The following is a 13,543-nucleotide window of genomic DNA, read 5'->3' as shown; positions in this document are numbered from 1 at the left end:
TCAGCGGGAGCGGGCGGGCCTTCTCAGAGGTGTGAAGACCCACGTCATCTTCGGCTCCAGTGCCCAGCTCATCGTCCGCACGACGGGCTTGGAGCACAGGAACGTTCCGACCACCAGGGCGCCGGCGACCACGACGACCACCCCGGTCGGGGTGTGCATCCAGTCGGCGTCCCACCAGCCGGTGAAGTTGAGCAGCCGGGTCACGAACCCGTGCAGCAGGTAGGCGTACAGCGTGTAGGACCCGAGGGAGGTGAACCAGTACCGCCCGCGCGGGATGAGGCTGAGGAACGCGGCGACGAACACGACCGCCGCGGCGAACATCGCGATCCGCACGACGGTGCCGGTGAGGTTGCCGACGTGGAGTTCGAAGTTCGGGTGCTTCCAGTAGATCCAGCCCCGCGACATGTGGTCCATGACGAGGTAGGTGCCGGCGAGCCCGGCGGCGAGCACCACCGCGCCGATCGGCCGGGCGATCGGCTTCTTCAGCAGCTCGAAGTGCTGCGGCTTCAGCGAGAGCCCGAGAACGTAGAAGGGCAGCAGCCCGATCACCCGGTGGATGTCGAACGTCCCGCCGAGGTCGCTCATGTACGACAGCAGGGCGAAAACGGTCGCGACGGCGAGCGGCCAGCGGATCTGCTGCCAGACGGGGGTGGACAGCCGCCACATGAACAGCGCGCACAGGAACCACGTCAGGTAGTACGGGTTCAGCAGGCTGATCTCGAGGTGGTTGCGGCCCGCGAGCCAGTCGTAGATCGAGTAGGCGAACTCGAACACCACGTACGGCACCCCGACGTTGGTGATCAGTTTGCGGGCCTTGCCGCCGGCGAACGTCCAGTTCCGGGAGAAGTAGCCGGTGATCACGATGAACAGCGGCATGTGGAACAGGTAGATGAACAGGTAGAGGCCCTTGGCCATCGGGACGTTCAGCAGGTTGGCCAGGGAGTGCCCCGCCACCACCAGCAGGATCGCGAAGTACTTGGCGTTGTCGAAGAACGGGTCGCGGACCTTGCGCGCGGGGCCTGGGCCCTGCGGGGCCGGGCTTCCGGAGGCGGCGGCGCCCGCGGCCTCCGGCGCCCCCGCCAAGGGGGGCGCCGCGGGTTCCGTGGACGGCGGCCGTTCGGTTCGCTGTGCCGCGTCGGCCTCCGAGGGCCTGGTGGTGTAAGTCATACGGCTGCCCGGTCAGGTCTCCTTGCAGATGTCGTCGCTGGCGCGGATCTCACCCTGCTGCTTCGGGATGCCGGCGCCGGCGCTCTTCAGGTTCGTCCAGTTCTGGCCGACGATCAGGTCGACGACGCCCGGCGTGCCGCCCGTGGTGCGCGCCGCGGCCTGCGGCTTGCTCGGGATCAGCGCGGTCAGGGTCTGCGCCTGCTGGTCGGCACCGGCACCGTACAGCACCTGCGTGGTGGTCGTGGGCGAGGGGGCGTTCCCGCCGACGGTGACCTGGAAGCCCTGCGACTCCAGGTCGCTGGCGACGCGCCCGGCCTGGCCGTCGATGCCGCTGCCGTTGTAGACCCGCACGCGCACCTGGCTCGGCGGGATCTTCGTGGCGCCCGGCTTGGGCTCCTTCGGCACGGTCTTGTCATTGCGGACGGCGGAGAAGAACGGCTGGGCCGCGGGGGTGAGCGCCACCCGGTTCGGGTCCAGCGGGTCGGGCCCGGACGGGACGGTCACGAACCGCAGCTTGCCGGTGGTCATGCCCTGCATCTCCTTGCCGATGTCCATCATGACCTGCGGCGTCAGCTCCTTGTCGGTGGTGAGCGACTTGGTCACGGCGTTCATCAGCTGGAGCATGCGGCGCGGGTTGCTGAGCACGCCCGCGCTCATCGCCTGGCCGGCGAGGGAGCCCATGAACTTCTGCTGGCGCTTGATGCGGTCGGTGTCGGAGCCGTCGCCGAGGCCGTGCCGCACCCGCACGTAGGCGAGCGCCGTCTCTCCCTTGATCTTGTGCTTGCCCGCGGTCAGCTTCAGCTTGGACTTGGGGTCGTTGACATCCTTGGGAAGGCACACTGGGACGCCGCCGACGGCGTTGGTGATGGCCTTGAACCCGTTGAAGTCGACCTGCATGAAGTGGTCGATGCGGATGTTGGAGATGCTCTCGATCGTCTTGATGACGCAGGCCGCGCCGCCGTTGCTGAACGACGAGTTGATCTGCGCGCGGGTCTGCGCCGGGACCACCCCGCCCTTGCGGCTCTTGCAGGAGGGCATCCGGACCATCAGGTCGCGGGGGAAGCTGATGCCCATCGCCTGGCCGCCGCCGGGGGACAGGTGCAGCAGGATCATCGTGTCCGAGCGCGGCACCTCGTTCTTCATCGAGCGGCCGTACTTGGCGTTCGAGCCCTCACGCGTGTCGGACCCGAGCATCAGGATGTTCATCGCGCTGTTCAGCTTCTTCGGCCGGTTGGGGCCGAGCTGGGCGTTGACGTCCTCGTGCGAGATGTTCCCGAACGCCTGGCGGTACAGGCCGTAGGCGGTGAGAGAGCCGACCACCATGACCGCCGACAGTCCGATGCACACCCAGCCGAGGATGCGCCAGCCGCGTCGCGGCGCCGGCTGCGGGTCGGCGTCGTCGACGTACTCCATGTACATCGGGTTGCTGTTCATCGGCTCCGAGGTCCGGGGGTATGGGCGGTTCCGGGGGTCCGGGGGACGTCCCCGCTATGGGGCCGGCCCGTGGCTCATGGTTCGAACGGACGGGACGAGGGCAAAGGGAAGCGTAGGTCAGGGGAGGCGGTACACGGAGCCGGATTCGTCATTCGGTCCGGAAGTACCGGCCACCACCGTCACATGCTCCAGGGTCAGGCGACGATCTAGGGCGGCTTTGTCAAAGTTTCGTTGGATTATGACGGAAGCACCCGAGGCTAGTGGTGCGAGCAGGCAGGCCAGAACCCCGTCGAGTGTGGTGAAGGACATGTCAACCAGGAGCCGGTCGCGTGCGTCCAGCTCCCATTTCTCAACGGCCCCGCGTGCCGCGCCCACCAGCTCCGCCGCGCTGAATGTGGCCTTTGTCACACTCAACGCGGGGGCCTCCGGATCCGCCCCGGGGCCGGGGGCGAACCTGTCTCCGTACGCGCGCACCTCCGCCGCGTAGTCGGTCACCCCGGGCGGGCAGTCGGCGAGCGGGCCGCCGAGCGCGTGGAGCGACAGGCCGACGATCTCCTCGGCCCCTCCTGCGAGCACCTCGTCCGCGAGCACGTCGTCCAGCACCTCCTGCGCCACCGCCAGGATGTACGGCTCGGACGCCCCGGCCGGTTCGGCGCCGCCGCGGCCGAAGTCCTCCGGATCGACGGGCTCGGCGACGAGACCGGCCGACCAGCAGGCCATGAGCCACACCGCGGTCTGCCAGTGCGGCGGCAGGACCAGGACGACGCGGGTGCCGGGCTCGGCGGCGAGGCCGTCCACCAGGAAGTTGGCCGTCTTGGCCACCCAGTTCCCGAACGTCCGCGCGGACAGCTCGACCCGCTCGCCGCTCGCGTCGTCGTAGAAGGTGACCAGCGGGCGGGACGGGTCGTCCGCGACCCGCCGCCGCAGCAGCTCCGCGGGCGTGTCCGCGGCCCCGGCATGTGCGCTCATGGTCCGAGCGTATGCCCGCATGATCGTCCTGGCGCCGCCATCCCGCCGATGCCGCTACGCTCCGCACGGGTGAACGACGGAACAGTGGCGGGCGCGCGCCCCGACGGCGAGCCCGGGGCGGAATCATGAACGCTGGTCGGCTGCTCGTCCGGGCGACCGCGGTCCCGGCGCTGGTCCTCGTCGCCTGGCTGGCGGTGTCGCTGCCGCTGCTGATGGCGGGCGTGTTCCGCCCGGCCCCGGCGGTCGCGCTGTTCGTGCCGGTCGCGGCCCTGGTGCTGTGGCTCGGCCTGCGGACCGGGCCCGGGGACGCCCCCGGCGGGCGCCCGGGGAGCCTGAACGCCCCAGGCGGCCTGGACGCGGTGGGGCGCCGGCCGGTGTGGTCGGTGTTCGCCGTCACCGCCGCGTTCCTGGTGCTCCAGGTCGTCACGTGCTCCGAGCAGATCGTCGTCCGCCGCGACCCCGCGTCCTATGTCCAGTTCGCGATGTGGCTGGCGAAGCACGGATCGCTGCCGATCCCGCTGTCGGAGCGGGCGTTCGGCGGCCCGGACGCGGCCCTGGCCTTCGCGAGCCCCGCCTTCTACCAGGACGGCGGCGCCGTCGTCCCGCAGTTCATGGCGGGGTGGCCGCTGGTCCTGGCGCCCGCCGGATGGGTCGGCGGCGCCCACGGGATGGTGCTGGCGGCCCCGGTTCTCGGCGCGTGCTGCGTGCTGTCGTTCGCCGGGCTCGTCGCGCGCCTCGTCGGCCCGCGCTGGGCCCCCGCCGGGGCGCTGCTCCTCGCGCTGACGCTGCCGATGCTCTACGTCTCCCGCAACGCCTTCAGCGAGCTGCCCGCCATCGTCCTGCTGCTCGGCGGCCTGTCGCTGCTGTACGACGTCCGCCGGGAGCCCGCCGACGGCCGGGTCGCCGGCGCCAAGGCGCTCCTCGGCGGGGCCGCGCTCGGGCTGATCGTGCTCGTCCGCATCGACGGGCTGCGGGACGTCCTGCCGGTGGTGGCGTTCGCGGGACTGCTCATCGCGCGCAGACGGGCGACCGGCTACTGGACGGCCGGCGGCCTGCTGCTCGGAGCGGGCGCCGGCGTGGTCGAGGGCCTCACGATGTCCCGGCCCTACCTCTCCTACCTGCGCGGCTCGCTCGTGCCGCTGGCGGCCATCTCCGCGGCCGTCCTGGCCGCGACGGTCGTCATGGTCGTGGCGCTGCGCCGCGACCGGGTGGGGACCCGGCTGCGCCGCGCCGGCACGGCGGTCGCGCGCGGCCGCCTGCCGGGCGCCGCCGCCGTCCTCACCGTGCTGGTCATGGCGGGCTTCGCGCTCCGGCCGCTGGTGCAGACCGTCCGCCGCCCGCCCGCGACCGGCGACGACGCGATGAACGTCCGGTTCATCGAGATGATCCAGAAGATCCAGGACATCCCGGTCGACGGCACCCGGCAGTACTCCGAGCTGTCGCTGTACTGGGTCCTCTGGTACATCGGCGTCCCCGCGCTGCTGTTCGCGACGTTCGGCGCGGCGCTGCTGGTGCGGCGGCTGCTGCGCGGGCAGTCGCCGGAATGGCTCCTGCCCTACGCGATGGTCGTCTGGACGACCGCGCAGGTGCTGGTGCGTCCCGGCATCACGCCCGACCACCCGTGGGCGTCCCGCCGGCTGATCGGCCTCGTCATCCCCGGCCTGCTGCTGTTCGCGGTGTTCGCGTCGGCCTGGACCGTCAAGCGCGTCCGGCGGCTCGGCTACGGGCCGAGGATGGTGCGGGCGGGAACGGTCGCCGGCTTCGTGCTGATGCTGGTGCCGATCCTGCTGACGTCCGGCGGCTACCTGGTGACCCGCACGGAGCAGGGCGAGGTCGCCGCCGTGGAGGGACTGTGCCGGGCGCTGCCCGCGCGCGCCTCCGTCGTGATGGTCGAGCAGGCCACCGCCGACCGGTTCCTCCAGGTCGTCCGCGGTGAGTGCGGGCTGCCCGCCGCGCGCACGACCGGCTCCGCGTCGCCCGAGGACGTGCGGCGCGTGGCCGCCGGGGCGCGGCAGGCCGGGCGCCGGCCGGTGATCATGGCGGCGAGGCCCGAGCAGGTCGCCCCCTACGGGCCGGCGCGGCGGGTGCTGCACCTGGTGACGCGGCAGGACGGGCGCACGCTCACCGGGCCGCCCGGCGGCACCTGGGGGCTGACCATGGAGGTGTGGGCGGCCGAGCCCGCGGGGGCGTAGTGGCCGCCGATGCGCGCCGGGGCGAGTATCCTCGCGCTGCGTGAGCACCCAGTCTGTCGAGCCGAAGCCCCATCCGCCCGCCGATGTGGAGCCCGCGTCCGAGTCCGCGCCCGTGCCGGAGCCGGCGCCCGCGCCCGGTCCGCCGGCCGCCTCCGACGCCGTGCACGTCACGATCGTCCTGCCCTGCTACAACGAGCAGGACCACGTGATCGCCGAGGTCGAGCGCATCTGCGCGGCGATGGACGCCAGCGGCAAGACCTACGAGCTGCTGGCCGTCGACGACTGCTCGACGGACGCGACGCTCGCCCGGCTGGAGGAGGCGGCGCCCCGCTTCCCGAACATGCGCATCATGGCGTTCCAGCACAACAGCGGTTCGGGCACCGTCCGGCGCATCGGCTCCCAGCAGGCCCGCGGCGACATCGTCGTGTGGACCGACGCCGACATGTCCTACCCGAACGACCGGATCCCCGAGCTGGTCGAGCTCCTCGACTCCGACCCGGCGGTCGACCAGGTCGTCGGGGCGCGCACCACCGAGGAGGGGACGCACAAGGCGCTGCGGGTGCCCGCCAAGTGGTTCATCCGCAAGGTCGCCGAGCGGCTCACCAACACGAAGATCCCCGACCTGAACTCGGGGCTGCGCGCGTTCCGCCGCGAGGTGTCGCTGCCGTACCTGCGGCTGCTGCCGCCCGGGTTCTCCTGCGTCACGACGATCACCATCGCGTTCCTGTCGAACCAGCACCCGGTGCGGTACGTGCCGATCGACTACGCCAAGCGGGCCGGCAAGTCGAAGTTCCACTTCACCAAGGACGCCTACCGCTACATCCTGCAGGTGCTGCGGATGGTGATGTACTTCAACCCGCTCAAGGTGCTGATGCCGCCCGCGCTGTGGCTGATCGTGATCGGCCTGCTCAAGGGCGTGTTCGACATGGTGGTGCACTTCGGCTACTTCGCCAACAACACCATCATGATCTTCGTGACGGGGTTGATCATCGCGTCGCTGGCGCTGCTGGCCGACCTGATCGTCCGCTCGCGCGGCGACGTCTAGCGGCATGCGCGTCGCGATCGTCGGGCCCGCGTTCCCCTACAAGGGCGGCGGCGCCCGGCACACCACCGAGCTGGCGCACCGGCTGGCGGCGGCGGGCCACGACGTCGTCATCGAGTCGTGGCGGGCCCAGTACCCCTCGTTCCTGTACCCCGGCCAGCAGACGATCTCCGAGCCGGAGGGGGAGCCGTTCCCCGGCACCCGGCGCCGGCTCGACTGGCGCCGCCCGGACGGCTGGTGGCGCACCGGCCGCGCGCTGAGCGAGTGCGACCTGGTCGTCCTGGTCGTGCTGAGCACCGTTCAGGTGCCGTCCTACCTGGGGATCCTCGCCGGGCTCCGGGGCCGGACCCCGGTGGTGGCGCTGTGCCACAACGTCCTGCCGCACGAGCGCAAGCCCTACGACGAGCCGCTGATGAGGCGCCTGCTCCGCAAGGTGGACGGCGTGCTCGTCCACACCGAGGCGCAGGCCGACCTGGCGCGGGGGCTCACCCCGCGGCCGGTGCGGGTCGCGGAGATGGCCGCGCACCTGCCCGCGGCCGGCGCCGCCGCGCCCGGCGACGGCAAGGTACGCCGGCGGCTGCTGTTCTTCGGGATCGTCCGCCCGTACAAGGGGCTGGACGTCCTGTTGCGCGCCCTCGCCGAGGGCCCGGACGACGTGGCGCTGACCGTCGCGGGCGAGTTCTGGGGCGGCCTGGACGAGACCCGCGAGCTGATCCGCTCGCTGGACCTGACGTCGAGGGTCGAGCTGCGGCCCGGGTACGTCCCCGCCGCCGATGTCCCGGGACTCTTCGCCGCCGCCGACGCCCTCGTCCTGCCGTACCGCACGGCGACCGCGTCACAGAACGTCTGGATGGCCCACGAGCACGGCCTCCCGGTGATCGCCACCGATGTGGGGGGCTTCGCGGCCCAGATACGCGACGGCGCCGACGGCCTCATCTGCCGGCCGGACGACGTCGCGTCCCTCGCCTCGGCCCTGCGCCGCTTCTACGAGCCGGGCGAGCCGGAGCGCCTCCGCTCCGGCGTCCGCCCGGTCGACCACGGCCCCCTCTGGACCGCCTACCTCGACGCGCTCACAGAAAACTAACCGCCTCGCCCGGGCAGGCGGCAGCGGCCCCGACAGGGGGATCAGGCGGTCGGGTAAGGATGACGGTGAGGCCGAGCGGTCCGGCGCAGCTGGGCGATCCCCGGTGTAACCGGAAATCCTTACAGCCTTCCCGTCCACTAGTAATGTCGCGGTCATGCGGACGGCGTACAAGTGCCGGGTCTACCCCGACCCCGATCAGGCGGCCCTCTTCGGCCGCACATTCGGCTGTGTCCGGCTGGTCTGGAACAAGACCCTCGCCGAACGCCACCGGGCCTGGCATTCCGATGCCAGGCGAATCTCCTACCGGGAAACCGACGCCGCCTTGACCGCCTGGAAGAAGACCGAGGACCTGGCGTTCCTGAACGAAGTTTCTTCGGTTCCGTTGCAGCAGGCGCTGCGCCACCAGCACGCCGCCTTCGCTAACTTCTTCGCCGGACGTGCCCGCTACCCGCGCTTCAGGAGCCGCACCTCTCGCCAGTCCGCGCACTACACGCGCTCAGCCTTCCGGATGAAGGACGGGGAACTGTGGCTGGCCAAAACCCGGGCGCCGCTAGCACTGGTGTGGTCGTTCGAGGATGTGGACCTGCCCACGTTGGATCCGACGATGGTAGTTGTCTCCCGGGAAGCGGACGGCCGTTGGTATGTGACCTTCGCCGTCGAAACCCCTGAGCCCGAGCCCATGCCGGCCGCCGGGCGTCAGATCGGCATCGACCTGGGCGTCAACGACTTCGCGGTGACCTCTGACGGGGAGCGCATCGCCAACCCCCGCCATCTGGAGAAGAAGCAGCGCAATCTAGCCCGGTACCAGCGGCGCATGGCCCGCAAGCAGCCCGGCAGCAGCAACCGGCGCAAGGCCAAGATCAAGGTCGCCCGCGCCTGCCGCAAGATCCGCAACGCCCGCACCGACTTCCTGCACCGCACCAGCACCTCCCTCGTCGGCAGGGCGGACGTCATCGCGATCGAGGACCTCGCCGTCGCCAACATGGTGAAGAACCGCAGGCTCGCTAAGGCGATCTCCGACTGCGGGTGGGGTGAGTTTCGCCGCCAGTTGGAGTACAAGGCCGAACGGGTCGGGCGGACCCTGGTCGTGATCGACCGGTGGTACCCCTCGTCCAAGACCTGCTCGCACTGCGGGCACCTGCTCGCGGAACTGAGCCTGTCCACCCGGCACTGGACGTGCCCGGGCTGCCGCACCCGGCACGACCGGGACATCAATGCGGCAAAGAACATCCTTGCGGCTGGTCGAGCCGTAGCCAGGGGAGACCCCGGTGATGTCTGTGGAGCTGATGTCAGACGGCCGGGGCCCTCCCTTCCGCAGTCGGCCGCGAAGCAGAAAACTCTGCGGTGCGAGCCGTAGCACTCCCCTCCCAACCTGGAGGGGAGGAAGTCAAAGGTGCGGTTCGATGACCTTCATCAGGGCGCGCTTCGGCTTGGCGCCGACGATCTGCTCCACGACCTCGCCGTTCTTGAGGAGCAGGAGGGTCGGCAGTCCCATCACGCCGTACTTGCCCGGCGTCTGAGGGTTCGCGTCGTAGTCCATCTTCGCAATCTTGATCTTGCCGTCCTGCTCGGCGGCGATCTGCTCCAGGACGGGAGCGATCATGCGGCACGGCCCGCACCAGTCGGCCCAGAAGTCGACCAGCACGGGGGTGTCACTGCTCAGGACCTCGTCCGCGAACGTCGCGTCGGTCACGGTGATCGGGGCCGTCACGGTCCCTCCTTCGTAGGCTGCGCATCCGTCATGGGCTGCGTACCCGTCACAAGCGGCTCGGAGCGCGGTTCATTCCCGGTCGCCGGGGCCGTCCTGCCCAGCAGGAACGCCGCGCCCGCGATCAGCAGGTCGGCGGCGGTCAGCAGCACCCGGGACGCGATCGCGACCACGACCGGCGCGCCCGCCGGGAGGACCGGCGTCAGCACGACCGTCAGCGCCGCCTCCCGGGCCCCGATGCCGCCCGGCGCGATGAAGACGAGGAAGCCGGCGACGAACGCCAGCGCGTACGCCCCGGTCGCCAGGAAGGGCAGCCCCTTGCCGTCGCCGCCCACGGCCGCGCACAGCAGCCACGTGTGCACGCCGAACAGGGCCCAGCCGAGGACCGTCCACCCGATGGCCCTGAGCGTCGCGGCGAGGCCGACCGGGTGCTCCAGCGGCGGCCGCCGCACGAGCCTGAGCATCACGCCGAGCGCCCAGCTCACGATCTTCGGGTGCAGCATCGCCAGCAGGACGGGCGCCAGCAGGAACAGCCACCAGTACTCCCGGCGCGCCGCCGCGGACGTCAGCGGCAGCGTCACCGCCGCGACCGCGAGGCCGCACGAGGTGGACGTCGCGACCGCCAGCATCGTCGAGCCGAAGCTGCGCTCGGGCGGCACCTTGTGCTCGCGCGTCATCTCGATCTGGGTGACCAGCGCCCACACCTTGCCCGGGACGTACTTGCCGAGCTGGCTGATCCCCGAGATCCGGAAGACGGCCCGCACCGGCAGCGGCGACCCGAGCCCGGCGAGGAACTCCCGCCAGCCGAGCATCCAGGCGAAGAGCCCCGCCAGGCCCGCGGCGAGCGCCCCGGCCAGCGTCGCCCACGACATCTGCCGGAACGCGTCCACCGCGGCGTCCCACTGGGACGCCACGCTGTAGCCGCAGAACGCGAGCGCGAGCAGGACCAGGAGCACGCGCAGGGCCCGGACGGCGACGACCTTCATCTTCACGCGCCCAGCGTAGGCGAACGTGACCTCGCGGCCGTCCGCTCCGCCTAGAGTTGGGGAGCGATGAAGATTTCGGATGTGGTCGCCTTCATGGGGCACCAGGTGCACGTGTGCCGGTACCGCGAGGCGGGGACGCTGCTCGACTGGATGGGGCGCGACCTGCGCGGCAAGCGGGTCCTCGACGTCGCGGGCGGTGACGGCTACTGGGCCGGCCGCGCGCGCCGGCGCGGCGCCGAGGCCGTCTCGATCGACCTGGCCCGCGGCAAGATGGTCTACGGGCGGACGCTCGCGCACGCCCCCGCGCTGATCGAGTGCGACGCGCTGCGGCTGCCGTTCGCCGACGGCTCGTTCGACGCGGTCCTGTCGGTCTGCGCCATCGAGCACTTCGACGACGGCGGCAGGTCGCTGGACGAGATGGCGCGGGTCCTCAAGCCCGGCGGTGAGATTTTCATGTCCGCCGACGTGCTGAGCCGCGCCGACGCCTGGCCCAAACTGCGCGACGCGCACAAGGCCAAGTACCACGTCCAGCACACCTACACGCACGACAGCCTGCGCAAGCTGATGGACGAGCGCGGCCTCGACCTCGTCGGTCACAGCTACCAGTTCCGCACCGCGGCCACCGAGCGCCTCTACCTGTCCCTTTCCACCTACGGCGGCAGGGTCGGCTTCAACGCGGCCGCGCCGCTCACGCCGCTCGTCGCCCTCGCCGACCGCGCCGCGCCGAACGAGCGCGGCAGCATCGTCCTGGTCCGCGCCCGAAAAAGATAAGGCCCCGCGGGGGCCGGGGCGCGTAAGCGGTGGCCGTGTGGGGAGGGCCCCTCACGGATGAATCGCGTGGAACGAGATCCGGCGAGTTGGCGCCTTCCGGGCGTACGCTCGGAGAGTAAAGAGTGATCTACGCCACCGCGCTGGATGGGGGAGTGGACCGTGGCGCCTCGGATTCTGCTCGACGCCACCGCCGTGCCTGCCGACCGCGGCGGGCTCGGCCGGTATGTGGACGGGCTGCTGTGCGCCTTGCACCGGCAGGGCGCCGACCTGGCCGTCGCCTGCCAGCGTGCGGACGCCGAACGCTATGAGGGCCTCGTGCCCGGCGCGCAGGTGGTCGCCGGGCCCGCGACGCTCTCGCACCGCGCCACCCGCCTGGCCTGGGAGCAGTCGGGCCTGCCGCACGTGGCCCGGCGCGTCGGCGCCGAGGTCATCCACCTGCCCACCTACACGATGCCGGTGAGCGCGGGCCTGCCGACCGTGGTGACGATCCACGACGTCACCCTGTTCGCCGAGCCGGAGCCGCACGACCCGGTGCGCACCTCCTACATCAAGTCGGCGACCCGCACCGCCGCCCGCCGCGCCACCCGGCTGATCGCGCCGTCCCGCGCGACGCGCGACGAGCTGGTCCGCATCCTCGGCGCCGACCCGTCCCACATCGACGTCGCCTACCACGGCGTCGACCACGAGGTCTTCCACCGCCCGTCCGAGGCGGAGGTCAAGCACGTCTCCGACCGCCTCGGCCTGCACGGCCGCCCCTACGTCGCCTACCTGGGCGCGCTGGAGCCCCGCAAGAACGTCCCGAACCTGATCCGCGGCTGGGTGCGGGCGTGCGCCGGCCGCGAGGACGCGCCGGCGCTCGTCCTCGCGGGCAGCGGCGGCTGGGACGACGAGGTCGACGCGGCCCTCGCCACCGTCCCGCTGGAACTGCGCGTCCTGCGCCCCGGCTACCTGCCCTGGCCGGCCCTGCCCGGGTTCTTCGGCGGCGCGCTGGTCGTGGCGCTCCCGAGCCGCGGCGAGGGCTTCGGGCTGCCCGTCCTGGAGGCCATGTCCTGCGGGGCGCCCGTCCTGACCACGCACCGCGGCCCCCTCCCCGAGGTCGGCGGCGACGCGGTCGCCTACACCGAACCCGACCCGGAGGGCATCGGCGCCGCCCTCACCTCGCTGATCGACGACCCGTCCCGCCGCGCCGAGCTGGCCGAGGCCGCCCACACCCGCTCGGAGCGGTTCTCGTGGTCGGCGTCGGCCGACGCGCACCTGGCCTCCTACCAGCGCGCGGTGGACCAGTACGCCGCCGCACGCACCCACTAGGCTCTCTCCGACCGCGCGTGGAGAAAGGAACCGAGTGGAAGCGATCCTCCTGGTGGGAGGTCAAGGCACCCGCCTGCGCCCCCTGACGATCTCCACCCCGAAGCCCCTGCTCCCCACGGCGGGGGTGGCGTTCCTCGCGCACCAGCTGGCCCGCGCCCACGCCTCTGGCGTCGAGCGCATCGTGTTCGCCACGTCCTACCGCGCCGAGATGTTCGAGGCCGCCTTCGGCGACCGCGCCTACGGCGTCGACCTCGCCTACGTCAGCGAGGACGAGCCGCTCGGCACCGGCGGCGCCATCCGCAACGCCGCGCGCGCCCTCACCTGCGGCCCGGACGACCCGGTCCTGATCCTGAACGGCGACATCCTGTCGGGCCACGACGTCCGCGCCCAGGTGAAGCTGCACGAGGCCGCCGCCGCCTCGGTGACGCTCCACCTCACCGAGGTCGACGACCCGTCCCGGTTCGGCTGCGTCCCCACCGCCGGCGACGGCCGCGTCACCGCCTTCCTGGAGAAGACGCCCCATCCGGTGACGAACCAGATCAACGCGGGCTGCTACGTCTTCCGCCGGTCGGCCATCGACACGATCCCCGAGCACGAGGTGGTCTCCGTCGAGCGCGAGACGTTCCCGTCGCTCATCTCGTCCGGAGCGGTGGTCATGGGCTACGTCGAGTCGGGCTACTGGCTGGACGTCGGCACCCCCGAGGCCTTCGTCCGGGGTTCGCGCGACCTCGTCCTCGGCGCCCTGGCGTCTCCCGCCATGCCCGGCGAGCCGGGCGAGCGCCTCGCTCTCACGGGCGAGTGCTGCGGGTTCGGCGGGACGTTCGCGCTGAAGAACGCCGAGGTGTCGGCCGCGATGTGCGCCGACAAGGTCACCGCCGTCCG

General features: G+C 71.8%; 12 protein-coding genes. 7 read left to right on the top strand and 5 right to left on the bottom strand.

Annotated features, from left to right (window positions below):
• The 3 genes from ABWI04_RS27245 to ABWI04_RS27235 form a co-directional block, all read right to left on the bottom strand.
• On the bottom strand, positions 1-1,083 hold the full coding sequence (locus tag ABWI04_RS27245) for an acyltransferase family protein (RefSeq protein ID WP_345177687.1): 1,083 nt from the start codon (positions 1,081-1,083) through the stop codon (positions 1-3).
• Between the two features lie 96 nt (positions 1,084-1,179).
• Positions 1,180-2,601 (bottom strand): LCP family protein, encoded by a 1,422-nt coding sequence (locus tag ABWI04_RS27240; protein WP_345177689.1) that lies wholly within the window; start codon positions 2,599-2,601, stop codon positions 1,180-1,182.
• Between the two features lie 117 nt (positions 2,602-2,718).
• On the bottom strand, positions 2,719-3,570 hold the full coding sequence (locus tag ABWI04_RS27235) for a TIGR03089 family protein (protein ID WP_345177691.1): 852 nt from the start codon (positions 3,568-3,570) through the stop codon (positions 2,719-2,721).
• 125 nt (positions 3,571-3,695) lie between these two features.
• Here ABWI04_RS27235 and ABWI04_RS27230 point away from each other — a divergent pair, with 125 nt between their 5' ends.
• The 4 genes from ABWI04_RS27230 (at position 3,696) to ABWI04_RS27215 (ending at position 9,245) form a co-directional block, all read left to right on the top strand.
• The gene (locus tag ABWI04_RS27230) at positions 3,696-5,762 is read left to right on the top strand and encodes a hypothetical protein (protein WP_353834225.1); all 2,067 of its coding nucleotides are present in this window, start codon (positions 3,696-3,698) and stop codon (positions 5,760-5,762) included.
• Between the two features lie 112 nt (positions 5,763-5,874).
• The gene (locus tag ABWI04_RS27225) at positions 5,875-6,807 is read left to right on the top strand and encodes a glycosyltransferase family 2 protein (RefSeq protein WP_345177881.1); all 933 of its coding nucleotides are present in this window, start codon (positions 5,875-5,877) and stop codon (positions 6,805-6,807) included.
• Between the two features lie 4 nt (positions 6,808-6,811).
• Entirely contained in the window at positions 6,812-7,888 is a 1,077-nt protein-coding gene (locus ABWI04_RS27220) for a glycosyltransferase family 4 protein (RefSeq protein ID WP_353834224.1), read from the top strand.
• Between the two features lie 154 nt (positions 7,889-8,042).
• Entirely contained in the window at positions 8,043-9,245 is a 1,203-nt protein-coding gene (locus tag ABWI04_RS27215; protein ID WP_353834223.1) for an RNA-guided endonuclease InsQ/TnpB family protein, read from the top strand.
• Positions 9,246-9,275: 30 nt separating this feature from the next.
• Here ABWI04_RS27215 and trxA read toward each other — a convergent pair whose 3' ends face one another.
• Positions 9,276-9,599, bottom strand: a complete 324-nt coding sequence (gene trxA / locus ABWI04_RS27210) for a thioredoxin (RefSeq protein ID WP_179837481.1) — start codon at positions 9,597-9,599, stop codon at positions 9,276-9,278.
• On the bottom strand, positions 9,596-10,582 hold the full coding sequence (locus ABWI04_RS27205; protein WP_353834234.1) for a lysylphosphatidylglycerol synthase transmembrane domain-containing protein: 987 nt from the start codon (positions 10,580-10,582) through the stop codon (positions 9,596-9,598). Before ABWI04_RS27205 ends, trxA begins: the two co-directional genes overlap by 4 nt.
• A gap of 66 nt (positions 10,583-10,648) precedes the next feature.
• Between ABWI04_RS27205 and ABWI04_RS27200 the strand changes: the two genes are divergently transcribed.
• The 3 genes from ABWI04_RS27200 to ABWI04_RS27190 all read left to right on the top strand — a co-directional run.
• Positions 10,649-11,353: a class I SAM-dependent methyltransferase gene (locus ABWI04_RS27200; RefSeq protein ID WP_345177699.1), complete on the top strand. Its 705-nt coding sequence runs from the start codon at positions 10,649-10,651 to the stop codon at positions 11,351-11,353.
• Between the two features lie 159 nt (positions 11,354-11,512).
• The gene (locus ABWI04_RS27195) at positions 11,513-12,661 is read left to right on the top strand and encodes a glycosyltransferase family 4 protein (protein WP_353834222.1); all 1,149 of its coding nucleotides are present in this window, start codon (positions 11,513-11,515) and stop codon (positions 12,659-12,661) included.
• A gap of 34 nt (positions 12,662-12,695) precedes the next feature.
• Positions 12,696-13,543 (top strand): nucleotidyltransferase family protein (locus ABWI04_RS27190; protein WP_353834221.1); only part of this gene is annotated, 848 nt, incomplete at its 3' end.

Origin of the sequence: Actinomadura sp. NPDC000929 (assembly GCF_040492065.1) — a bacterium.
In the GTDB taxonomy this organism is placed as follows: Bacteria; Actinomycetota; Actinomycetes; order Streptosporangiales; family Streptosporangiaceae; genus Spirillospora; species Spirillospora verrucosospora.
This window is presented reverse-complemented; position numbering and strand designations above follow the sequence as displayed.

Coding starts and splice junctions, on each gene's coding strand:
- ABWI04_RS27205 (WP_353834234.1), bottom strand. CDS start 10,582: ATGAAGGTCGTCGCCGTCCGGGCCCTGCGCGTGCTCCTGGTCCTGCTC.
- ABWI04_RS27240 (WP_345177689.1), bottom strand. CDS start 2,601: ATGAACAGCAACCCGATGTACATGGAGTACGTCGACGACGCCGACCCG.
- ABWI04_RS27215 (WP_353834223.1), top strand. CDS start 8,043: ATGCGGACGGCGTACAAGTGCCGGGTCTACCCCGACCCCGATCAGGCG.
- ABWI04_RS27230 (WP_353834225.1), top strand. CDS start 3,696: ATGAACGCTGGTCGGCTGCTCGTCCGGGCGACCGCGGTCCCGGCGCTG.
- ABWI04_RS27235 (WP_345177691.1), bottom strand. CDS start 3,570: ATGAGCGCACATGCCGGGGCCGCGGACACGCCCGCGGAGCTGCTGCGG.
- ABWI04_RS27200 (WP_345177699.1), top strand. CDS start 10,649: ATGAAGATTTCGGATGTGGTCGCCTTCATGGGGCACCAGGTGCACGTG.
- ABWI04_RS27220 (WP_353834224.1), top strand. CDS start 6,812: ATGCGCGTCGCGATCGTCGGGCCCGCGTTCCCCTACAAGGGCGGCGGC.